The sequence below is a fragment of the Phycicoccus sp. M110.8 genome (genome assembly GCF_032464895.1).
Taxonomy (GTDB): Bacteria; Actinomycetota; Actinomycetes; order Actinomycetales; family Dermatophilaceae; genus Pedococcus.
On the sequence record NZ_JAWDIC010000001.1, the window covers coordinates 37,537 to 60,167 of the forward strand.

The window sequence follows — 22,631 nt, forward strand, 5'->3', positions numbered from 1 at the left end:
CCGCCCTGACTGCCCCTGCGCCGGTCTCAGCCCCCGGGAACCGTGCCCCTGCGCTGCTCGGCCGTGGCGCCGGCTGCGGGCCCGTCCTCGGGGTCGGCCAGGACGATGCGGGGCGGCGGTGCCGTGGTGGGCGAGGTGGTGGTGTCGACCACCTCGTGCGCCACCTCGTGGTCGTCCGGGCCCGCGAAGGTGTCGTGGATGCGGCCGGCGACCTCCTCACGCGGCCAGCGCGCGGCGAGGAGCACCAGCGCGCCGAACGTCACCACGGCGCACACCCCCACCGACGCGGCGGGCGACGTCTTCTCCGACACCCACCCGGCGGCCAGGAAGCACAGGCCGGTGACCCCGACCGAGAGCGCGCCGGCGAGGCCGAACACGCGCCCGCGCATGGCGGTGGGGACCAGGAGCGTGAACGCCGCCTGCAGCGGCAGCATGTAGCTCTGCAGGGCGCCGCAGAGGAACCAGGCGACCCAGACGACGCCGAGGTGCGGCTCGAACACCGTCACGAGCAGCGGCAGCGGCATGAGCAGGGCGAGCCGCATGATGAGGCCCGACTGGCGCTCCGCCGGCAGCCGGCCGATGAGCAGCAGCCCGGCCACGGCGCCGACGATGGGCGCGGCCATGAGCAGACCGCCCCAGGCCGAGGAGCCGGTGTGGGCGCTGGCGTACGGGAGCGCGACGGCCTCCGGCGCTGCGATGCCGAGCCCGCTGACCAGGGAGAGGGCGAGCAGGCGGGTGAGGACGCGGTTGCCCCGGATCTGCCGCCAGCCGGCGACGAGGTCCCGGACGAAGGAGGTGTCGTCGCGGGCGGCCGGGGACGTGCGCGGCCGGATGGTGGCCAGGACGGCGGCCCCGACGACGAAGGTGGCGAGGTCGAGCAGCAACGCCTTGGTGTCACCGAGCACGCCGACGACGGCGCCACCGACGGCCAGGCCGATCGCCTGGTTGATCTGGGTGGCCAAGGTGTTGAGCCCGAACGCGCGGGCATACAGGCGGCGGTCGGGGAAGACGTCGGTCAGGAGCATCTGCCCGGCGGTGGCGGCGGGGCCGCCGACGAACTCCAGCGCGAAGACCAGGACCAGGACGAGCGGCACCGACTGGGTCGTGGTCACCGTGACCATGAGCAGGGCCACGACCAGGGCCCGGACCAGGTGGGTGCCGACGAGCGTCAGCCGCGGCGGGAACCGGTCGCAGAAGGGCCCGAGCAGGGCGCGGCCGAGGATGGTGGGGACGAGGGAGACGGCGAAGGTTGCCGCGGTCGCGAGCGCCGACCCGGTCCAGCCGAAGACGACGGCCGCGATCGTGATGCGCGCGATGTAGTCGCCCCAGGTGGACAGGGTGGAGGCGACGAAGATCGGCAGGAACGAGGGAGCCCGGAGCACCTCGGCGTACGAGGGCACCACGACAGCGCCGTCCCTGCCCCTGACCATGCGCTCGACCGTACCTCGCTACCGGGTCCCGTAAAAGTCGAGCTCGGTGACCGTCCGCGCGTGCCGCGCGACCCTGCGGTAGGTCTGGGCGAGCTCGGCACCCGAGCCGGGTTCGAGGCCCAGGATCCGGCCCACGCCGTCGGCGACGCGAAGGTCGGACGGCACGCTGTCCACCGGCTTCCCGCGGTAGAGCACGGCCGCGTTGCGCAGCCGCGAGGCGAGGGTCCATGCCTCGCGCAGCGCGGCGACGCGGTCGGCCGGCAGCAGCCCCGCCTCCTCGACCGCCGCGAGGGCGGGCAGGGTGCTGGTCGTCCGCAGGCCGGGGAGCTCGTGGGCGTGCCGCATCTGCAGCAGCTGGACGGTCCACTCGACGTCGCTCAGCCCACCGCGACCGAGCTTGAAGTGGGCCTTGGGGTCCGCGCCCCGCGGCAGCCGCTCCGCCTCCATCCGCGCCTTGAGCGTGCGGATCTCGCGGACCTGGGACTCGCTGAGCCCCTCGGCCGGCCAGCGCAGGGGGTCGACCAGCTGCACGAAGGCGTCGCCGAGCTCCGTGTCGCCGGCGATGGGGTCGGCGCGCAGCAGCGCCTGCGACTCCCACGTGAGCGACCACCGTTCGTAGTAGGCGCGGTAGCTGGCGAGGCTGCGCACGAGCGGGCCGTTCTTGCCCTCGGGTCGCAGGTCGGCGTCGAGCCCGAGCTGGGGGTCCGGTCCGGCCGAGCCGAGGAGGCGACGCAGTTCCTGCACCACCTCGAGGGCCTGGTCCTGCGCCACGGCCTCGTCGGCGCCCGGCAGGGGGTCGTGGACGAAGAGCACGTCGGCGTCCGAGCCGTACGCCACCTCGCGGCCGCCGAGCCGGCCCATGCCCACGACGAGCAGGCGGGTCACCAGGGCGCCGTGCCGCTGCTCGACGACGCGCCGGGCCACGGCGAGCGCCGTCTCGATGAGCGCGGCGGTGAGGTCGGTCAGCGCGGCGCCCACCTCCTGCAGGTCGAGCTCGCCCCGCAGGTCGGCCGCGGCCACGCGGAACAGCTCCTGCCGGCGCAGGCCGCGCGCGGTGCGGACGGCCTTGTCGGGGTCGTCCTGGCGCCCTGCCGCTGCGGTCATCCGGCGGACGAGGTCCGCCCGCGGCAGGGGCTGCAGCCCCCCGGCCTCGCCGAGCATCGCCACCGCCTCCGGCGCCCCCACGAGCAGGTCCGCGGCATACCGGCTCCGCGCGAGGATGTGCGCGAGCCGCTCGGCCGAGGAGCCCTCGTCGCGCAGGAGCCGCAGGTACCAGTGGGTGGTGCCCAGCTCCTCGCTCACCTTGCGGAAGGCCAGGAGCCCGCCGTCGGGGTCGGCCTCGTCGGCGAACCACCCGAGCATGACCGGCAGCAGGGTCCGCTGGATCGCGGCCCGCCGGCTGACGCCGGACGTCAGCGCCTCGAGGTGCCGGATCGCCCCCGCCGGGTCGCGGAAGCCGAGGGCGGAGAGGCGGTCGCGGGCCGCCTCGGGGCCGAGCCGCGCGTCGCTGCTGCTGAGCCGCGCGACGGCGGCGAGCAGCGGCCGGTAGAACAGGCGCTCGTGGATGCGGCGGACCTCCCGCGCCTGCCTCTGCCACTGGTCCTCGACCGCCCTGGCGGCGTCGGACCGGTGGCCGAGGGCGCGACCCAGCCGGCGCAGGTCGGCCTCGCCGGTGGGCATGAGGTGGGTGCGGCGGAGGCGGTAGAGCTGGATCCGGTGCTCCAGGGTGCGCAGCAGCCGGTAGCTGGAGTCGAGGACCGCCGCGTCGTCACGACCGACGTACCCGCCGCGGGCGAGGGCGTCGAGTGCCTCGAGCGTCGTGCCGGAGCGCAGCGTCTCGTCGGTGCGCCCGTGGACCAGCTGGAGAAGCTGCACGCTGAACTCGACGTCGCGCAGGCCCCCCGGGCCGAGCTTGAGCTGGCGGTCCGCCTCCGCGGCGGGCACGTGCTGCTCCACCCGGCGGCGCATCGCCTGCACGTCCTCGATGAAGTTCTCGCGTGAGGCCGCCTGCCACACCATCGGCCGGACGGCCGCCAGGTAGGTCTCGCCCAGGTCGCGGTCGCCGGCCACGACGCGGGCCTTGAGCAGCGCCTGGAACTCCCAGGTCTTGGCCCAGCGCTCGTAGTAGGCGCGGTGCGACTCCACCGTCCGCACCAGCGGCCCGTTCTTGCCCTCGGGACGCAGGGCAGCGTCCACCGGCCAGAGGGTGCCGTGACCGGTCGAGGTGGAGCAGGCCCGCATGAGCTGGGTCGCGAGCGCGGTCCCGGCAGCCATGGCCACGGCCTCGTCGACGCCCTCGCGCGGCTCGGCGACGAAGATGACGTCGACGTCGCTGACGTAGTTGAGCTCACGGCCGCCCGTCTTGCCCATCCCGATGACCGCGAAGTCGCACGCGTCGGCCTGCTCCCCCACCTGGTCCCGGGCGATGACGAGCGCACCCTCCAGGGCGGCCTGGGCCAGGTCGGCGAGCGCCGCCGCCGTGCGGGGCAGCTCCTCGACGACGTCCGGAGCGGTGAGGTCGAGGGCCGCGATGCCGAGCAGGTTGCGCCGGTAGGCGATGCGCAGGGCGTCGTATGCCGTGTCCTCGCCGTGGTCGCGCACGGCGGCGACGACGTCGCGCACCCGGTCGGCGGCCTCCACCGGAGCGGCGTGCGCGACGCTGCGCCAGTGCTCGGGGTGTGCCACGAGGTGGTCGGCGAGCGCGGTCGAGGCACCGAGGACGGCGAGCAGCCGGTCCCGGGCGGGACCCGGGTGGCGCATCGCGGCGAGCAGCCCGCGCACCTCCGCCCCCGGCCCGTCCTCCTCGTCGCGACGGCGGGGCTCGCTGGCACGCAGGGACTCCATGAGCCGCACGAGCGACAGCAGCGCCAGGTCGGGGTCGGCGACGGCACCCAGGGCGTCGGGCAGGCCGTCGCGGAAGACGTCGTCGAGGGGGTCGACGAGGCCGGCCAGCGCCGGGTCGGCGAGCAGCTGGCCGGCCCGCTGGGCGTCGGCGAACCCGAGCCGCACCAGCGCGCCGGCCTGGGACGACGACCGGCCGGTGCTCACCCGACCACCCTAGTGACGCGGTCGGAGCGCCGGCGTGGCCGCACCGGGCTCCCGGTCAGAGGCCCGGCAGGTAGCGCTCGAGCTCGAACCGCGTGATCTCGCCGCGGTAGTCGTCCCACTCCGACCGCTTGTTGCGCAGGAAGAAGTCGAAGACGTGCTCGCCCAGCGTCTCGGCGACGAGGTCGCTGCGCTCCATGACGCGGATGGCCTCGTAGAGGGAGGTGGGCAGCGCCTCGATGCCCATCGCCTGGCGCTCCCCGGAGGTCAAGCCCCACACGTCGTCCTCGGTCTCGGGCGGCAGCGGGTAGTCCTCCTCGATGCCCTTGAGGCCGGCGGCGAGCATGAGCGCGAACGCGAGGTAGGGGTTGCAGGCGGCGTCGAGGGTGCGCACCTCGACCCGGCTGCTCTGCCCCTTGGTCGGCTTGTACATCGGCACCCGCACCATCGCGGAGCGGTTGTTGTGCCCCCACGTGAGGTGGGCCGGGGCCTCCCCGCCGCCCCAGAGCCGCTTGTAGGAGTTGACCCACTGGTTGGTCACGGCGGTGATCTCCGCGCCGTGGCGCAGCAGCCCGGCGATGAACTGCCGGCCCACCTTGGACAGCTGGTACGGCGCGCCCGGCTCGTGGAAGGCGTTGCTGTCGCCGTCGAACAGCGACATGTGGGTGTGCATGCCCGACCCCGGGTGCTGGGCGAACGGCTTGGGCATGAAGGAGGCGAAGATGCCCTGCTCGAGCGCGACCTCCTTGATGACCGTGCGGAAGGTCATGATGTTGTCGGCCGTCGACAGGGCGTCGGCGTAGCGCAGGTCGATCTCGTTCTGCCCCGGGCCGCCCTCGTGGTGGCTGAACTCCACCGAGATGCCCATGGACTCGAGCATGGTGATGGCCGCCCGGCGGAAGTCGTGGCCGGTGCCGTGCGGCACGTGGTCGAAGTACCCGGCCTGGTCGACCGGCTCGGGCACCTCCCCCGGCGCGAAGCCCTGCTTGAGCAGGTAGAACTCGATCTCCGGGTGCGTGTAGAAGGTGAAGCCGAGGTCGGCGGCCTTGCCCAGCGCCCGCTGCAGCACGTGGCGCGGGTCGGCGAAGCTCGGCGCCCCGTCGGGCAGGGTGATGTCGCAGAACATGCGGGCGGTGCCGGGGTTGTCACCGCGCCACGGCAGCACCTGGAACGTGGAGGGGTCGGGCTTGGCCAGCATGTCGGCCTCGTACACCCGGGCGAAGCCCTCGATCGCGGACCCGTCGAAGCCGATCCCCTCGGAGAACGCCCCCTCGAGCTCGGCCGGCGCCACCGCCACCGACTTCAGCGTGCCGAGCACGTCGGTGAACCACAGCCGCACGAAGCGGATGTCGCGCTCCTCGATGGTGCGGAGGACGAACTCCTGCTGACGATCCATGTGACGAATCCTGCCCTAGTCGTGTTTCACCGGGGTTACCTGACGCGCGGGCTGCTCAGGCCTCGAGCACCGACCGGGCCGCGTTGTGGCCCGGTATGCCGCTGACGCCGCCACCGCGGCGCGCGCCGGCACCGGCGAGGCGCACCCGCTCGTGCCGGGTCTCGACGCCCCACGTGCCGACCTCCTCGGGCCGCTCGGCCCAGGGCCACTGCAGGGACCGGTGGAAGATGTTGCCGCCGGGCAGGCCGAGGTCGGCCTCGAGCTCGACGGGGGTCCGCGCCTCGAGGCAGTAGGCGCCGTCGTCGTCGCGCAGCAGCACGTCCTGGACCGGCTCGGCGAGCACGGAGTTGAGCGACTCGAGGGTGCGGGCCAGGGCGAGGTCCTTGACCTGGTCGTGCTCCTCCCGGGTCCCGCGGAACAGCCGCGCCGGCAGGTGCAGGCCGAAGAGCGTGAGCGTCTGCGCATCGGTCGCGGCGAGCCCCGGGCCGAGGATCGAGCGGTCCGACAGGCTGTGGCAGTAGATCTCGCAGGGCGGGACCTGCGGCACCCGCCCGGCCTCGGCCGCGGCATACGCCTCCTGGAGCTGGGCGTAGCCCTCGTTGACGTGGAACGTCCCGGCGAAGGCGGCGCGTGGGTCGACGGCCTCGTCGCGCAGCCGCGGCAGCCGCGAGAGCAGCATGTTGACCTTGAGCTGGGCACCCTCGGGCTGTGCCTCGGTCTCGACCGGGTCGGCGCCGGCGGCGGCGAGCAGGTCGTTGAGGACCGCCGGCGCGCAGGCGGCGTGCACGGTCGAGGCGCGGGCCGAGCCGCCGTCCCACTCCACGGTGCCGTCGGGGTCCACGGCGAGCACCCGCGCCCCGGTGCGGATGTCGGCGCCCGCGGCCGTGGCGGCGCGCGCGAGCCCGTCGGTCACGGCACCCATGCCGCCGACCGGCACGTCCCAGTCCCCCGTGCCGCCGCCGATGAGGTGGTAGAGGAAGCAGACGTTCTGGCGCAGGTCCGCGCCGCGCAGGTCGGCGAACGTGCCGATGAGGGCGTCGGTCGCGACGACGCCGCGCACGGTGTCGTCGGCGAAGCGCTCCTCGAGCACCTCCCCGAGCGGCCGGCGCACGATTGCCTCCCAGAGCTCGTCGTCACCCACGAGGGCGGCGAGGTCCTCCTCGGTGCGCAGCGGCTCCAGGACCGTGGGGAAGACCTTCTCGGCCATGGCCTGCACGCGACCGTAGAAGTCCTGCCAGGCGGCGTGCTCGCGCTGCCCGCCCGTGAGTGCCGCGAAGCCCGCGGCGGTCGCCGCCTCGTCGGCGTTGTCGACCAGCAACCCGCGCGCCGGGTCTGCGGGGACGGGCGTGAAGGAGGAGAAGCGGCGCCGGATGAGCCGCAGGTCCAGGTCGAGGTCGCCGACGACCTGCCGGGGCAGCAGCGAGACGAGGTAGGAGTACCGCGACAGCCGGGCGTCGACGCCGGGGAACGCCTGCGCGGAGACGGCCGCACCGCCGACGTGGTCGGCCGCCTCGAGGACGAGGACCCGCCGGCCGGCCCGCGCGAGGTATGCCGCGGCCGTGAGCCCGTTGTGCCCGGCACCGATGACGACGTCGTCGTAGTCCACGGCCGGAAGCCTACGGGTGGCTGCGGCGGTCGGTCCGGCGCCTCTCCAGGCACCATGACCGATGTCATGGGTGCCGGTCTGCTGCTCGTCCACCCTGCGGGACGGGCGGCGCGGAGGTCACGAGTGCATAACGAAACGGTTGTCGGGTGATCACAAGCGGCGCCTGCGGGGCGTTCACTGTCCCCGTCCCGGTCAGCCGCACCTGATCGAAGGGGCCGACCGAGTCACCAGGAGGAGTTCCCAGCGACACAAGGACGGTCCACGTGACACAAGCAGTCCGCGCACGACGGCGGCGGGTCTACAGCCTGCTCGCCGCAAGCTCGCTGGTGGTGGGGGCATTCCTCACCACCGGCCCGGCCAGCGCCGTCCCACCGACGGACACGGCCGCGGGGAAGGCCAAGGGCGGGTCGGACAACCGGCCCCACCCCCTGCCCATCGCGCAGAAGAAGGCGGCCCAGAAGGAAGCCGCCCTCCAGCGACGCCTCGAGGGCGACAAGGCCATGCAGGGCAAGGTCGCCAAGATCGGCAAGGGTCAGTACGTCAAGCTCGACAACGAGGGCACCGACAAGATCTTCGTCGTGCTCGCGGAGTTCGGGGACCAGCAGTACCCCGACCCGCGGTTCCAGGGACCACCGCCGGACGGCAGCGCCACCGACGTCACCGGCCCGCGCCGCAACGAGATCCCGGCCCCCGACCGCTCCGTCGACAACTCGACGCTGTGGCAGCCGGACTACGACCGGGCGCACTACCAGGACATGTACTTCAACCGGATGCGGAAGTACTACGAGGCCCAGTCCTCGGGCCGGTACTCCGTGGACGGCGCGGTCACCGAGTGGGTGAGGGTCCCGTTCAACGAGGCCCTCTACGGGCGGGACTACTGCGGCGACATCGTCTGCAACACGAGCAAGGCGCTGATCCGCGACGCGCTCGCCGTGTGGACGAAGAACCAGCTCGACAGCGGCATGACGATGGCGCAGGTGCAGGCGTACCTGCGCACCTTCGACCAGCAGGACCGCTACGACGTGGACGGTGACGGGAACTTCGCCGAGCCGGACGGCTTCATCGACCACTTCCAGATCGTCCACGCCGGCGGCGACCAGGCCGCCGGTGACCCGAACCAGGGCTCGGACGCCATCTGGAGCCACCGCTCGTACGCCAACCTCCAGGGTGGCGGCCCCGGCGGCCTGCCGGGCGTGAACATCGGCTCGAACACCGGCCTCGTCTCCAGCGCGCAGGTGCCGAACAACCCGACCGGCGTGTGGGTCGGTGACTACACGGTGCAGCCGGAGAACGGCGGGCTCGGCGTCTTCGCCCACGAGTTCGGCCACGACCTCGGCCTGCCGGACCTCTACGACACCTCCGGCAACACCGGCGGTGCGGAGAACAACACGGCGTTCTGGACCCTGATGTCGTCCGGCGCGAACATCGGCGACGGCGGCCCCGACGGCATCGGTGACGCACCGACCGACATGGGTGTCTGGGAGAAGTTCCAGCTCGGGTGGCTCTCCCCGCAGGGCGACGACGGACCCTTGTACGAGGTGGCCAGGGCCGGCCAGAAGTCGACGCACAAGCTCGGCCCGAACACGCCGGCCACGAAGTCGCCGCAGGCGGTGTTCGTCGTCCTGCCGGAGAAGAACGTCCCGCTCCAGCTCGGTGCTCCGGCCGAGGGCTCGACCTTCTTCTGGTCGACGGCCGGCAACGACCTGAACACCTACATGACCGCGCCCGTCGCCGGTACCGCGGTGACGGCCAAGGTCCGGTACCAGATCGAGCAGGACTGGGACTACGCGTTCCTCGAGGCCTCGACGGACGGCACCACGTGGACCAAGGTCCCGACGAACCGCTCCGACACCGGCCCCCACACCGGGCACAACCAGAGCGGCTTCAACGACTCGGGCACCGGCATCACGGGTTCGACGGCGGGGAGCTGGGTCGACCTGACCGCCACCCTGCCGGCAGGCACCACCAAGATGCGGTTCCACTACGAGACGGACGCGGCCGCGGTCGAGCCCGGCTTCCAGGTGGACGCCGTGGCCGTGGGCGGCACACCCGTCGCCGACTCCGCGTGGACGCTGGACGGCTTCGTCTCGACCAGCGGGTCCGAGGACCGGTTCTACTTCAACGCCTACGTGCTGGAGAACCGGCAGTACGACGGGTACGACGCCTCGCTGAGGACGGCGTACAACTTCGGGTTCCTCAACACCCGTCCCGACTGGGTCGAGTCCTACCCGTACCAGGACGGCCTGCTCGTGTCGTACTGGGACGACTCGTTCAGCGACAACAACGTCGGTGACCACCCGGGCGGCGGGCTCGTCCTGCCGGTCGACGCGCACCCGCAGTTCAGCCACTGGCCCGACGGCACGTTGATGCGCAACCGGATCCTGTCCTACGACTCGACCTTCGGCGTCGAGCCCACGGACCCGATCACGCTGCACAACAACGGCGTGGCCGGGAGCATCGCCTCCAAGCCGGCGGTCAGCGTCTTCGACGACACGAAGTCGTGGTGGAGCAACTGCGACGAGCACGCCTGCACGGGTGCCCACGCGGGCCGCTACGAGCCGGGCTGGTACGGCGTGGACGTCCCGAAGACGGGGACCACGGTGACCGTCAACGGCAAGGCCAACGGCGGCCACCTCAACATCACGGTGGCTCCCAAGTAGGTCGGACCTGCACCACGAGGGGCCCCGCCGGCACCAGCCGGCGGGGCCCCTTCCCGTCCCGGGGTCGAGGGTCCGCCGGCGCCCGCCGGGGGCCTCGTCCCGGCGCGCGGTGCGCGCTGCGCGGTGCGGCTGCCCGCCCACCCCGGACACGCAGGAGCCCCGCGACGCCGTTGTCGCGGGGCTCCTGGGACGGGTGCTCAGGGCATCCGGTCAGCTCACTTGAAGCTGACCTGCACCTGCAGCTCGTTGCCGCCGTCCTCGGACTTGTTCACCTTCATGACGGTGCCGGAGCCCGCAACCTTCGTGGAGTTCCACGGGTTCGCCGCGCTCCAGTAGGCGTTGGGGTTGCTGTCGTCGAAGGTCGGCATCGCCGGCTGCGAGGGAACCTCGGTGGGCACGCCGTTCTTGTGGAACGTGACCGCGTCGGTCTTCTCGAGGCCGAAGGTGGCGTCGAACGGCTGGCGCCGGTTGCCCAGCAGCTTGCCGTCGTAGAACTTCACCGGCGTCGGACGTGCGTCCAGCGGGAGCACCTCGCCGCCACCGGGGTGGCCACTGGTGTTGTTGTCGGTGTACTGGCCGTCGATGTACCAGACGAGCATGCCGTTCTGGTACGGGAACCGCTCCACCCAGTCGGGCTTGGTGTTCGCCCAGCCGAAGTTGTACGGGCCGGTCTGCAGGGTCTTGTCGTAGCCGGTGTACGTGCGGTTCTCGGCGATGTAGTAGTGGCTGGCCTGCACGGAGGTCGAGCCGCCCATGCGGGTGAAGCCCTTGGCCGTCCAGCCGTTGTCACCGGACTCCGCGTCGTCGCTGAAGACCTGCGCGCCGTCGGCGTTCACCGTGATGTCGTCGACGAACGGGCCCTCGTAGTGCAGGCCGCCGTCGGTGGCGTAGCGGAAGCGGAACTGGACGCTCTTGCCGGCGTACGGCGTGAGGTCCCAGGTCTGCTGCGCCCAGGGCGTCATGGCCTCGTTGTCGACCGGACCGCTGATCGGCGAGCCGAGCTGGGTCCAGTTGCTGCCGTCGGTGCTGACCTCGGCGTAGAGGTAGTCGTATCCGTACTCGATGTTGTACTGCAGCCACGCCGACACCGAGCCGGACTGCTTACCGGTCAGGTCGACCGTGCGGGTCAGCGTGTTGTTGAGGCTGTCGTCCGCACCGCCCCACCACTCCATCGAACCGCCGTGCGGCGTGTTGTAGTCGGTGGTCACCGTCTTGTCCGGGAGCGTCGTGATGAGCGCCTGGTACTCGGACCGGCTCGCCGGCTTGTCAGCCGGGCCGAGCTTGACGGTCGCGTCCTGGCCGTACGGGACGACCTTGTAGTCGAGCCAGCCGAGCTGCAGCTTCTCCCACGGGCCCATGTAGCCGGGCGTGGTGCCGATCGAGTCGGTGCCGTGGTTCAGCCACGAGCCACCGGACATCAGCGTCCAGAAGCCGGTGCCGTTGTCGCCGCCCTGGGTGTCGTACAGGTCCGGGAGGCCGAGGTCGTGGCCGAACTCGTGCGTGAAGACGCCGAGGCCACCGTTCTCGGGCTCGGTGGTGTAGTCACCGATCCACATGCCGGAGTTGCCGAGCGGCACGCCGCCGAGCTTGTTGAAGTCGGGGCCGGTCTTGCCCTGGTCGGTGGAGTAGGCGTACCAGCGGTGCGACCAGATGGCGTCCTCGCCCTGGGCGCCGCCACCGGCCTCCTCGCCCTCCCCGGCGTGGATCGCCTGGAAGTGGTCGATGTAGCCGTCGGGCTCGTTGAAGTTGCCGTCACCGTCGTAGTCGTAGCGGTCGACCTTGTCGAACTGCTTGAGGTACTCGGCGATCTGGGCGTCGGTCTTGCCCTGGGCCTTCTGGGCGTCGTACCAGGCGGAGGCGGTGTCCTTGATGTAGTTCCAGTAGCCGTCCGACTCGCTGGTGCCGTCACCCTTGACCGGGTTGTGACCGTACCGGGACTCGTTGTAGGGCACCGTCACCCAGTCGGAGACGTCGCCCTTGGCGGCGAACCGGCCGTTGGACTGCTTGGCGTAGAAGTCCTTGAAGGACTCGCCATCGCCGAACATCATGTCCAGGTAGTGCTGGCGGTCGTAGTTGCTCGTCCACGCCGTCGAGTTGTCGTCGGTGCTGTTGCCGTCCCAGTTGCGGTCGGGCTGCGGGATGTTGTTGTGCACCGGGCCTGCAGTGCCGCCGGTGCGCGGGTCGACCTTGTCGCCGAAGTCGGTGAGGATCGTGAAGATGTCCTCCTCACGCTCCACGGGGTAGGACACGTAGCGGTCCTGGGCGGCCTTGCTGCCCTTGGCGGCCTTGGCGTTCCCCTTCAGCTTGATGACACGCTGACCGCCGCGGGTCTCGGTGGTGGCCTCGCCCTTGACGAGCTTCTCCACCGCCTCCTTGCGCAGCGCGCGCTGGGCGTCGCCCAGCGGGTTGGGCAGGTCGTGCGCCCGGTTGGCGGCCTTCGGCTCGTTCTGGGTCGGCGCAGGGGTCGCCTGCGCCGGCGCCGTCGCGACACTCAGGGCGACGGCTGCGATGGCCGCGCCCGAGATGACGCTCAGATGACGTCTTTTCACGGATCCTCCAGTTTTATGTGTGTTGCGCACCCTTCGGCACACACAAGGGCGAGCCAAACACGGCGGGACGGACCACACCTAGACCCCTGTCGTTAAGGAGTTCGTAAATTTGTGACCGATCGGTCGAGAATTGACGGGCGTCCACGGCCAGTTGCGTCGGTTTGGTTGCACTGGGGAACCAACTTCGTTGCAGAAAGCAACCACCGAGCAGCCCGGCGGCGACGGGAGCTCGCGGGCACCCGCCGTGACACGGACCTGCTCCTAGGATGCCGCCATGACCGAGCAGCCCAGCCCGTCCTCCCCCGCCCACGAGACGACCGCGCCGTACGGCACGGGGGTGCAGGCGGCGCCGCAGCGCCGCGTCCGCATCCCGCACCTGCAGGCGTGGAAGGAGGAGGGGCGCAAGTGGGCCATGCTCACGGCATACGACATGTACTCGGCCGAGATCTTCGACGAGGCGGGCATCCCCGTGCTGCTCGTGGGTGACTCGGCCGGCAACAACGTCTACGGCTTCGAGACCACGGTGCCCGTGACGGTCGACCACCTCGTCCCCCTCGTCCGCGCGGTCACGTCCGCGGCGCGTCACGCGATGGTCGTGGCGGACCTGCCGTTCGGCTCCTACCAGGCGAGCCCGCAGCAGGCCCTGGCCACCGCGACCCGCTTCATGAAGGAGGGCCTGGCGCACGCGGTCAAGCTCGAGGGCGGCGCGGCGATGGTGCCCGAGGTCGAGCTCCTCGTCCGCGCGGGCATCCCCGTGATGGGCCACATCGGCTTCACCCCGCAGAGCGAGCACGTGCTCGGTGGCTACAAGGTGCAGGGCCGTGGCGACGCCGCCGACCGGCTGGTCGACGACGCCGTGGCCCTCGAGCGCGCCGGCTGCTTCGCGGTCGTGATGGAGATGGTCCCCGCACCGCTGGCTGCGCGGGTCACGGAGGTCCTCGGCATCCCCACCATCGGCATCGGCGCCGGCCCGGACTGCGACGCCCAGGTGCTGGTGTGGCAGGACATGGCCGGCCTGCGGGGAGGCAAGGCGCCGCGCTTCGTGAAGAAGTACGCCGACCTGCGTGGCGACCTCGGCCGGGCCGCGCAGGCGTATGCCGCGGACGTCGCCTCGGGCGCGTTCCCGGCGGCGGAGCACTCCTTCCCCGAGTGACCAGCCCGCCTGACGCGCGAGCGGCGTCCCGACCCGCGTGGGCTTTGCGGCACACCGAAGTCGTGCAGCGGTAGGACCCACAACGGGTCCGAGAGGGGCTAGCGTCGCCGCGTCCGGCCCCGAACCGGGGGCCGCCCGTCCACCGGAGGAACCCGTGCCCGTGCGTCGTCACCACCTCTCAGCCCTGGCGGCAGTTGCCGTCACCGGCCTCGCCACGACCCTCGCCGTCGCCGCCCCGGCGTCGGCGACCAAGTCCACCCCCGGGACCTCGACCGGGACGGCCTCGGTCTTCATGGTCAACCCGGTGCAGTCCTCCGGCGACGAGTCCCTCACCGACCAGAACGACTCGGACGCCGCGGTCCCGGCCAGCGCCTACGCCACCGTCCAGCTGCGCAACCTCGACGGGTCCGGATACCTGCGCGGCAAGTGGGTGACGGTCGAGTCCTCTACGGGCACACCGGCATTCAGCTCGACCAACACGTTCGTGTACACGCGCCACCAGGACCAGTTCGAGCAGGTCATGGGCTACTTCTGGGTCAACCAGGCGCAGGAGTACCTGCAGTCGCTCGGCTTCGGGTCGACCCTCCCGGGCATCGTCAAGCAGCCGTTCGACGTGAAGATCGACCAGTACGGCGGCGACAACAGCTACCAGACCGACAAGCCGTACCGGATCCGGCTCGGCAAGGGCGGGGTCGACGACGCCGAGGACGCGGAGGTGATCGTGCACGAGTACGGCCACGCGGTGCACGCCTCGCAGGTCCCCGGCTACGGCACGTCCCTCGACGCCGGCTCCATCGGTGAGGCGTTCGGCGACTACTTCGGCGTCTCGGTGGGCCTTGCCGCGGCGAAGCAGTACGGCTGGCCGGTCAAGGCGGAGGAGGCCTGCCCGATGGACTGGGACTCCACGTCGTACACCGCGGCACCGCACTGCATCCGCCGCTTCGACCGCAACCTGACCGTGGCGACCCGCAAGGGCGAGGTCCACTACGACGGCCAGATCTGGAGCCAGGCCCTGTGGGAGATCCGCAAGGGCTACGAGGCGATGGGCCGCTCCACGACCGCGTGGGACACGACGATGATCGACGCCCAGTTCGACTTCGCGCCCGACACGTCGTTCTCCGCTGCGGCCAAGGCGGTCTACGACAAGGCGCTGGCGCGTGACGGTGCCAAGGCCGCCGCGCTCGTCAAGGACCGGTTCGCCGCTCGCGGCATCACCTTCTGAGCGGGTCCGCCCACCTCGCTCACGCTGCTGGTCCTGTGCCGCCGCACCGGCGCAGGGCCAGCAGCGCGTAGGCCCGGGCGCAGGACACCAGCTCGGCCACGGTGACCCCCTCGTCGACGGCGTGCGCGTCCGCGAGGAGCCCCGGTCCGTACTGCAGGGTCGGGATGCCGTAAGCGGCGTAGTGCCGCAGGTCCGACCCGTAGGGTGCGCCCTCGACACGGGGCCTGGCCGCCTCGCTGCTTCCGCCGGCCTCTGCGTTCCCGCCTGCCACGGCGGGCGCCGCCGAGATGGCGGCATCGAGCACCTGGCCCAGCAGCGGGTCGCCCTCAGGGAGGGCACCGGGCGCGAACGAGCCGCCGGGCCACGACACGCGCACCGGGTGCTCGGCCAACCACGGATCCCCGCGTCCGACCCCCGCCACAGCCTCCTCGAAGACTGCGCGGGCCGAGTCCAGGGACTCCCCCGGCAGCACGCCGTAGCGCCCCTCGGTGACGAGCAGGTCCGGCACGGTGCTCGCCCAGTCGCCTGCGCGCAGCATCCCGACCGACAGCGGGGCCGCCAGGTCCAGGTGGGCGAAGAGGCCGCCGACCCGTGCGTTCCGGCGCGCCTCGAGCGCCCGCAGCGCCGCGAGGACCGGCTCGAGGTGGTCGACCGCACTCTCCCCCGACATGCGGGTCGAGCCGTGGGCCGCCCGCCCCGGGATCTCCAGCCGGAACGTGAGGGACCCGGCATTCGCGGGGATGACGGCACCACCGGTCGGCTCCGCGATGACGCACGCGGCACCCCGGTGCCCGGCACGCAGCGTGGCGAACGCGCCGACGCCACCGTCCTCCTCGCCGCTGACCAGGTGGACCGCCAGCGGCCGGCGCAGGGTGGCCCCCGCCGCCCGGAGCGCCCGCACCGCTGCCAGCACGGCGGCCACTCCCCCGAGCATGTCGCAGGCTCCCCGCCCCACGACCCGGTCGCCCTGACGAACCAGGAGGAACGGGTCATCGGTCCACCTGGTTCGGTCCCCGACGGGGACGACGTCGGTGTGCCCGCACAGGACGAGACCCGCCACCTCCCCGGAAGGCGCGCCGTCTCCCTCGGCCGCCCAGGTGCCGACGACACCGACGAGCTCGCGGCGGTCCACCTCCTCGCCCGGGTGGTCGTCCGAGGCGCGCAGCGCCTCGAGGTCGACGTCCCACTCGTCCACGGTCAGCCCCAGCTCCCGCAGCCGCTGCGCTCCCCACCGCTGGGCGACCACCTCGCCCGGCGTGCCGCCGACCGGCGCCGTCGCGACCAGCGCCGCCAGGTCCGCCAACAGCGCCTCGCGGTCGACCGCGTCGAGCACCGCCCGCTCGAGAGCCGCGCCCTCGAGCGTGCCGGCCTCCGTCTCGGCCTGGGTTCCCTCGTCGTCCGTCCGCACCCCCCGAGCCTGCCACTGCGGGCGGCCGGCCGCGCCGGACGCGAGGCGGCGGCATACGGTGGCGCCATGACGCTGCGCATCGGGTACAAGGCCTCCGCAGAGCAGTTCGCCCCCCGCGAGCTGCTCGACTACGCCGTGCAGGCCGAGCAGGTCGGCCTGGACAGCGTGTGGATCTCCGACCACTTCCAGCCCTGGCGCCACCACGGCGGCCACGCGCCGTTCTCCCTCGCCTGGCTCGCCGCGCTGGGTGAGCGCACGGAGCGGGTCCAGTTCGGCACGTCCGTGATGACGCCGACGTTCCGCTACAACCCGGCGGTCGTGGCGCAGGCGTTCGGCACCCTCGGCTCGCTCTACCCGGGCCGGGTCGCCCTCGGCATCGGGACGGGCGAGGCGCTCAACGAGGTCGTCGTCGGGTCGGTGCAGGAGTGGCCGGAGTTCAAGGAGCGCTTCGCCCGGCTGCGCGAGTCGGTGCGGCTCATGCGCGCGCTGTGGACCGGTGAGCGGGTCAGCTTCGAGGGCGACTACTACTCCCTGACCGACGCCACCGTGTACGACCGCCCCGAGGAGCCGGTGCCCGTCTACGTCGCCGCCGGCGGCCCCCTGGTGGCCCGGTATGCCGGTCGGTCCGGGAACGGCTTCATCTGCACCTCCGGCAAGGGCGAGGAGCTCTACCGCGACCAGCTCGTGCCCGCCGTCGACGAGGGCCTGGAGAAGTCCGGCCGCACCCGCGACGACATCGACCGGATGATCGAGGTGAAGCTCTCCTGGGACCCCGACAGGGAGCGGGCCGTCGCCAACTGCCGCTTCTGGGCCGCCCTGTCGCTCACGGCCGAGCAGAAGCACGGCACCAGCGACCCGCTCGAGATGGAGCGGCTCGGCGACGAGCTCTCCGACGAGCAGGTGGCCTCGCGGTGGATCGTCTCCGACGACCCCGAGGAGGTCGTCGAGGCGGTGCGGCCCTACGTCGACCTCGGCTTCGACCACCTCGTCTTCCACGCCCCCGGCGACGACCAGTCGCGGTTCCTCAGCACGTTTGCCGAGCGGGTGCTGCCCGGCCTCAGGGAGCTCGGCTGAGCACCGGGTTCCGTTCCAGCGCAGGCGAATCTAGGCTGATGGCATGAGCGACGGACTGGAGGGCGAGCCCCGCACGCGGTGGTCGGAGGTGTCCGGCGGCATCGGTGCGGCCACGGCATACCAGCAGCGTTTCGACGACCTCGCAGCCAGCGGGGTGGACATCCACGGCGAGGCCGCCTTCGTCGAGGCCCTCCTGCCGCCGCCGGCGCGCGTCCTCGACGCGGGGTGCGGCACCGGACGGGTGGCGACGCAGCTCACCGCCCTCGGGTACCGGTGCGTCGGGGTCGACGCCGACCCCGACATGATCGCCGTGGCGGAGCAGCGCGACACCAAGACCAGCTGGGTCCGCCAGGACCTCAGCCGGCTGCAGCTGCGCAGCCAGGCCTTCGACGTCGCCGTCCTCGCCGGCAACGTCGTCCCCCTGCTCGCACCGGGCACGCTGCTGCAGGCCGTGGAGCGGGTCGCGGCCCACCTGCGCCCGGGTGGCCTGGTCGTGGCCGGGTTCGGGCTCGACGCCGCCCACCTGCCCCCGGGCTGCCCCGTCACCCCGCTCGAGGAGTACGACCGCGCGTGCACGGTCGCCGGGCTGTCCGTCGGACCGCGCTACTCCACGTGGGACAAGCAGGTCTGGCGCCCGGACGCCGGCTACGTCGTGGCGGTCAACCACCTCGCCGACTGAGGCCTCGACGGCCGGGGCCGCGGCGACGACCGCGACCGGTCCGGCACCGACTCGGACGCGGCGAGGTCAGTCCTCGCCCTCGTCCCACTCGCGGTCGGCGGCGTCCCAGGCCTCGGTCTTCTCCCGAGCGGTCTGCAGCGCGTGCGACGCGGCATCCTGGCTGTCGTAGGGGCCCATGAGGTTCGCGCCCTGGCTCTTGTCCTCGTCGGTCTCCACCTGGCCGGTGTCGACGTTGTACCAGTAAGCCATGGGGTGACCTCCCACTCGACGGATGCGGTGACGTCCCTAGACTCCACCGTATGCCGTTGACGTACGCAAGCGTGGCGCCCGGCGTGGTGTCGCCACGTCGTCCGGTGCCGGCCTCGATCGCCCGCCCGGAGTACGTCGACCGACCCCAGCCGCGGCGTGACCTCGACGGCGACGTCAAGGACGCCGAGACCATCGAGAAGATGAGGGTCGCCGGTCGGATCGCCGCCCAGGCCATGGCGGCCGCGGCGGAGGTCATCGCCCCGGGGGTCACCACGGACGAGATCGACCGGGTCGGCCACGAGTTCCTCATGGACCACCGGGCGTACCCGTCGACGCTCGGCTACCGCGGCTTCCCGAAGTCGCTGTGCACCAGCGTCAACGAGGTGATCTGCCACGGGATCCCGGACAGCCGGGTCCTCGAGGACGGCGACATCGTCAACATCGACATCACCGCCTACGTCGACGGCGTGCACGGCGACACCGACGCGACCTACCTGTGCGGGGAGGTCGACGAGGAGTCCCGGCTGCTGGTCGAGCGCACGCGTGAGGCCCTGGCCCGCGGCATCAAGGCCGCCCAGCCCGGCCGGTCGGTCAACGTCATCGGGCGCGTCATCGAGAGCTATGCCCGGCGCTTCGGCTACGGCGTTGTGCGCGACTTCACCGGCCACGGGATCGGTCGCTCCTTCCACAGCGGCCTGGTCATCCCCCACTACGACGCTGCACCGGCATACGACACCCTCATCGAGCCGGGGATGACGTTCACCATCGAGCCCATGCTCAACCTCGGAACGCACGAGTGGGAGATGTGGGACGACGGGTGGACCGTGGTGACCCGCGACCGCCGGCGCTCGGCGCAGTTCGAGCACACCATCCTCATCACCGACAGCGGCAACGAGATCCTGACCCTGCCGTGACGCGCGGCGACAGCCTGACCTGACGACACCCTGACCACGCCGTGACGCACGGCGACCGCAAGGAGGCGGACACATGGCCAAGCACGGACTCCCTCTCGGCATCGACGTGGGTGGCAGCGGCATCAAGGGCGCACCCGTCGACCTGGACGAGGGGGCGTTCGCGGCGAAGCGGATGCGGATCGACACCCCCGTGCCGTCCACGCCCGACGCCATCGCCGACGTCATCTCCGGCATCGTCGACCACTTCGACGAGGTGCGCGGCGACTCGCCCATCGGCATCACCATGCCCAGCGTCGTGACCCACGGGATCGTCCGCAGCGCCGCCAACATCGACAAGTCGTGGATCGACTTCGAGGGCGAGAAGCTGTTCGAGGCCAAGCTCGGCCACGACGTGGTGCTCGTCAACGACGCGGACGCCGCCGGCGTCGCCGAGCTCCACTACGGGGCCGCGAAGGGCCAGAAGGGCCTGGTCGTCATGACCACCCTGGGCACCGGCATCGGCAGTGCGCTCATCTACGACGGCGTCCTCATCCCCAACTCCGAGCTGGGCCACCTCGAGATCGACGGCTACGACGCCGAGACGCGCGCCGCCTCCTCGATCAAGGACAAGGAGGGGCTGAGCTACCCGGAGTGGACCAAGCGGCTGCAGCGGTACTACAGCCACCTCGAGGCGCTGCTCTGGCCGGACCTCATCGTCGTCGGCGGCGGCGTGTCCAAGGACCACGAGGAGTTCCTGCCGCTGCTGAAGCTCAAGACCCCGATCGTCCCGGCCAAGCTGGAGAACAAGGCCGGCATCATCGGCGCCGCCTGGCTGGCCGCCCACAAGTAGGGCGGCCGGCGCGCCGGTTCAGCGCATCGCGACGAGGTCCTGCAGGAGCAGGGCCTGGCGCCTGCTGAACAGGTCGGCCCCCAGCCGCGTCCCCACGACCAGGGCGACGACCCCGAGCACCGGCCCCACGGCCAGGGCGGTCCAGGCCGCCCACTGCCAGCCGTACCAGGCCGCGACCCCCAGGGCGAGCGCCGGCAGCGACAGGGCGACGACCGCGCCACCGCAGACCGTCTGCACGGCCATGGTCACCCCGACCGAGCCGGGGCGGCTGCTGAAGGGGTTCTCCCCCGGCGGCGGCACGGCATACTGCTTGACCGCACTGGTCACGCACGCGACGGCGAACCCGTTGAGCACCAGGCCGACCGCGACGCCGAGGGTGGCCGGCAGCAGGCGCCACGGGCCGCCGACGAAGGGTCCGAGCAGGGCGTAGAGCGGGATGCACGCGGTCGCCATGACCGCCGAGGGGAACAGCCGGCCGAGCCGGTCCGCGACAGGGTCCATGCCCGCGCTCACGTGCATCCAGAACGCCGTGGAGTCGTAGCCGACGTCGTTGTGCTGCCCCCACCCGATGAGGTATGCCGACACGAGCGGCATCGCGACCAGGGCCAGCTCGGAGTGCTTGGCCAGCCCCGGGAACAGCAGCGCCGAGGGCAGCAGGATCGTCATGAGCGCGGGGACGTTGAACCGCGGGTCCCGCACCCAGTAGGTCCCGGCCCGCGCGGCGACCGCGCCGAGCGGGGTGCCGGGCAGGCGCCCGAACAGGCCCAGCCCGCGGTGACCGCCTCCCCCGCCTCCGGTGCTGCGGGGGTTGCGCAGGACCGAGGTCAGCAGCCGTTCCCAGGCCACCAGGAGGACCCCCGTCCAGGCCAGGGCGAGGGCGAGCAGGCCGATGGCCCTCCCCCAGTGGCCGGCCGCAGCCGCGGCGGGTGCGCCCCAGGCCCAGCCGAGGGGGGTCCACGCAAGGCCGTCTGCGATGACCCGGGTCGTGTCGGCGGTGATCCCGCCGCTGCCGAGGCTCGCCGCCAGGGGTCCGACGGCCAGCAGCAGCACGAGGCCGCCGACACCGGCCACGTCCCGGCCCCTGCGGCTCGCGAGCACCGCCGCCGCCGCAGCCGTCACGATGCGACTGAGCAGGACGCACCCGAGCAAGGCAAGCGGGACGGCGACCAGCGCCACGAGCAGCGAGCCCACGCTGAACGAGCTGGCCACGACGGCGCCGAGCCCGAGCAGCACCGTCGCCAGCCCCGGCAGCCCCACGAAGCCGGTGACGACGAGGCCCGTGGCGAGGGTCCGCTCGGGGACGGCGAACGTGGAGAACCGCGCGGGGTCGAGGGTCGGGTCGGTGCCGAAGAGCACCACGGGGAGCAGCGACCAGCCGAGGACCAGGGCGGACCCGCCCACGAGCAGGACCGTCCGCAGCAGCTGGGCGTCGCCGGCGACGCGCACCCCCACCAGGCCGACCAGAGCGGCCAGGAGGAACCCGCCCCCGTAGAGCACGCCGACGACGAGCCCGACGATGACGGCGACGCCGCGGCGCAGGCTGTTCCGCAACAGCTGGAGCTTCAGTCGGACGAGGTGCGCAACCACGCGAGCCCCTCCACGTCCGCGGCCCCGCCGACCAGGTCGAGGAACCGGTCCTCGAGGCTCATCCCGCCGCGGACGTCGTCCAGTGGGCCGGCGGCGCGGACGACGCCCCCGGCGAGGATCGCGACGTCGGTGCAGATCCGCTCGACCAGCTCCATGACGTGGCTGGACAGGACGACCGTGCCGCCGCTGCCGGCGAAGTCCTCGAGGATGCCGCGGATGGTCCGCGCGGAGACGGGGTCCACCGCCTCGAACGGCTCGTCGAGCACGAGCAGGCGCGGCGCGTGGACGAGGGCACAGGCGAGCGTGACCTTCTTGGTCATGCCGGCGGAGTAGTCGATGACGAGCTTGTCGGCGGCGTCGGTCAGCCCCAGCGCCGTGAGCAGCTCGGCGACCCGCTGCGCCACCAGCTCCCGGTCCATGCCCCGCAGCAGGCCGGCATACGTCACGAGCTGCTGGCCGGTGAGCCGGTCGAACAGGCGCAGGCCGTCCGGGAGCACTCCGATGCGGGACTTCGCCGCGACCGGGTCGTCCCAGACGTCGACGCCCAGCACGTGCGCGGTGCCGGCGTCGGGCCGCAGCAGCCCGGTGGCCATCGACAGCGTCGTGGTCTTGCCCGCGCCGTTGGGCCCGACCAGCCCGTAGAAGGCGCCACGGGGCACGTCGAGGTCGATCCGGTCGACGGCGACGACGTCGTCGAACCGCTTGGTCAGTCCGCGCAGGCTCACGGCGGGCTCGGGGCTGGGCATGTCTCGGACGCTACCCCGGGCACGCGGCCCGGCGAGGCTGCTCCCGGGCGATTCGCGGGCCGGCGTCTCGCGGGCCGGCGTCTC

The 22,631-nt window shown here is 72.4% G+C and carries 16 protein-coding genes; 7 read left to right on the plus strand and 9 right to left on the minus strand.

Annotated elements, in window-relative coordinates; translation table 11 throughout:
- Positions 1 to 26: 26 nt before the first annotated feature.
- The 4 genes from RKE38_RS00190 to RKE38_RS00205 are packed head-to-tail and all read right to left on the minus strand — an operon-like array spanning position 27 to position 7,477.
- A complete protein-coding gene (locus RKE38_RS00190) occupies positions 27 to 1,430 on the minus strand; it encodes an MFS transporter (RefSeq protein WP_316005450.1) in 1,404 nt (467 codons plus the stop codon).
- 18 nt (positions 1,431 to 1,448) lie between these two features.
- The gene (locus RKE38_RS00195) at positions 1,449 to 4,478 is read right to left on the minus strand and encodes a bifunctional [glutamine synthetase] adenylyltransferase/[glutamine synthetase]-adenylyl-L-tyrosine phosphorylase (RefSeq protein ID WP_316005451.1); all 3,030 of its coding nucleotides are present in this window, start codon (positions 4,476 to 4,478) and stop codon (positions 1,449 to 1,451) included.
- A 55-nt stretch (positions 4,479 to 4,533) separates the two neighbouring features.
- On the minus strand, positions 4,534 to 5,871 hold the full coding sequence (gene glnA / locus RKE38_RS00200) for a type I glutamate--ammonia ligase (RefSeq protein WP_316005452.1): 1,338 nt from the start codon (positions 5,869 to 5,871) through the stop codon (positions 4,534 to 4,536).
- Between the two features lie 55 nt (positions 5,872 to 5,926).
- On the minus strand, positions 5,927 to 7,477 hold the full coding sequence (locus tag RKE38_RS00205) for an NAD(P)/FAD-dependent oxidoreductase (RefSeq protein WP_316005453.1): 1,551 nt from the start codon (positions 7,475 to 7,477) through the stop codon (positions 5,927 to 5,929).
- Between the two features lie 263 nt (positions 7,478 to 7,740).
- On the opposite strand from RKE38_RS00205, the gene RKE38_RS00210 reads away from it, so the two are divergent.
- Positions 7,741 to 10,137: an immune inhibitor A domain-containing protein gene (locus RKE38_RS00210; RefSeq protein ID WP_316005454.1), complete on the plus strand. Its 2,397-nt coding sequence runs from the start codon at positions 7,741 to 7,743 to the stop codon at positions 10,135 to 10,137.
- Positions 10,138 to 10,352: 215 nt separating this feature from the next.
- Here RKE38_RS00210 and RKE38_RS00215 read toward each other — a convergent pair whose 3' ends face one another.
- Entirely contained in the window at positions 10,353 to 12,686 is a 2,334-nt protein-coding gene (locus RKE38_RS00215; RefSeq protein WP_316005455.1) for an immune inhibitor A domain-containing protein, read from the minus strand.
- Positions 12,687 to 12,960: 274 nt separating this feature from the next.
- Here RKE38_RS00215 and panB point away from each other — a divergent pair, with 274 nt between their 5' ends.
- Positions 12,961 to 13,839, plus strand: a complete 879-nt coding sequence (panB, locus tag RKE38_RS00220) for a 3-methyl-2-oxobutanoate hydroxymethyltransferase (protein WP_316005456.1) — start codon at positions 12,961 to 12,963, stop codon at positions 13,837 to 13,839.
- Between the two features lie 154 nt (positions 13,840 to 13,993).
- On the plus strand, positions 13,994 to 15,061 hold the full coding sequence (locus RKE38_RS00225) for a M36 family metallopeptidase (RefSeq protein WP_316005457.1): 1,068 nt from the start codon (positions 13,994 to 13,996) through the stop codon (positions 15,059 to 15,061).
- Positions 15,062 to 15,080: 19 nt separating this feature from the next.
- Here RKE38_RS00225 and RKE38_RS00230 read toward each other — a convergent pair whose 3' ends face one another.
- Positions 15,081 to 16,469, minus strand: a complete 1,389-nt coding sequence (locus RKE38_RS00230; protein ID WP_316005458.1) for a M20/M25/M40 family metallo-hydrolase — start codon at positions 16,467 to 16,469, stop codon at positions 15,081 to 15,083.
- Positions 16,470 to 16,535: 66 nt separating this feature from the next.
- Between RKE38_RS00230 and fgd the strand changes: the two genes are divergently transcribed.
- Together fgd and RKE38_RS00240 are read left to right on the plus strand one after the other, a co-directional pair.
- A complete protein-coding gene (gene fgd / locus RKE38_RS00235) occupies positions 16,536 to 17,543 on the plus strand; it encodes a glucose-6-phosphate dehydrogenase (coenzyme-F420) (protein ID WP_316005459.1) in 1,008 nt (335 codons plus the stop codon).
- Between the two features lie 43 nt (positions 17,544 to 17,586).
- On the plus strand, positions 17,587 to 18,222 hold the full coding sequence (locus tag RKE38_RS00240; RefSeq protein WP_316005460.1) for a class I SAM-dependent methyltransferase: 636 nt from the start codon (positions 17,587 to 17,589) through the stop codon (positions 18,220 to 18,222).
- Between the two features lie 66 nt (positions 18,223 to 18,288).
- Here RKE38_RS00240 and RKE38_RS00245 read toward each other — a convergent pair whose 3' ends face one another.
- A complete protein-coding gene (locus RKE38_RS00245) occupies positions 18,289 to 18,471 on the minus strand; it encodes a methionine aminopeptidase (protein WP_316005461.1) in 183 nt (60 codons plus the stop codon).
- 50 nt (positions 18,472 to 18,521) lie between these two features.
- Here RKE38_RS00245 and map point away from each other — a divergent pair, with 50 nt between their 5' ends.
- Positions 18,522 to 19,385, plus strand: coding sequence for a type I methionyl aminopeptidase (map, locus tag RKE38_RS00250; RefSeq protein ID WP_316005462.1), 864 nt, complete (start codon positions 18,522 to 18,524; stop codon positions 19,383 to 19,385).
- A gap of 73 nt (positions 19,386 to 19,458) precedes the next feature.
- A complete protein-coding gene (ppgK, locus tag RKE38_RS00255) occupies positions 19,459 to 20,214 on the plus strand; it encodes a polyphosphate--glucose phosphotransferase (protein WP_316005463.1) in 756 nt (251 codons plus the stop codon).
- Between the two features lie 18 nt (positions 20,215 to 20,232).
- Here the strand turns inward: ppgK and RKE38_RS00260 are convergent, their stop codons facing one another.
- Together RKE38_RS00260 and RKE38_RS00265 are read right to left on the minus strand one after the other, a co-directional pair.
- Positions 20,233 to 21,801 (minus strand): hypothetical protein, encoded by a 1,569-nt coding sequence (locus RKE38_RS00260; protein WP_316005464.1) that lies wholly within the window; start codon positions 21,799 to 21,801, stop codon positions 20,233 to 20,235.
- On the minus strand, positions 21,777 to 22,547 hold the full coding sequence (locus RKE38_RS00265) for an ABC transporter ATP-binding protein (protein ID WP_316005465.1): 771 nt from the start codon (positions 22,545 to 22,547) through the stop codon (positions 21,777 to 21,779). Before RKE38_RS00265 ends, RKE38_RS00260 begins: the two co-directional genes overlap by 25 nt.
- Between the last annotated feature and the right edge of the window lie 84 nt (positions 22,548 to 22,631).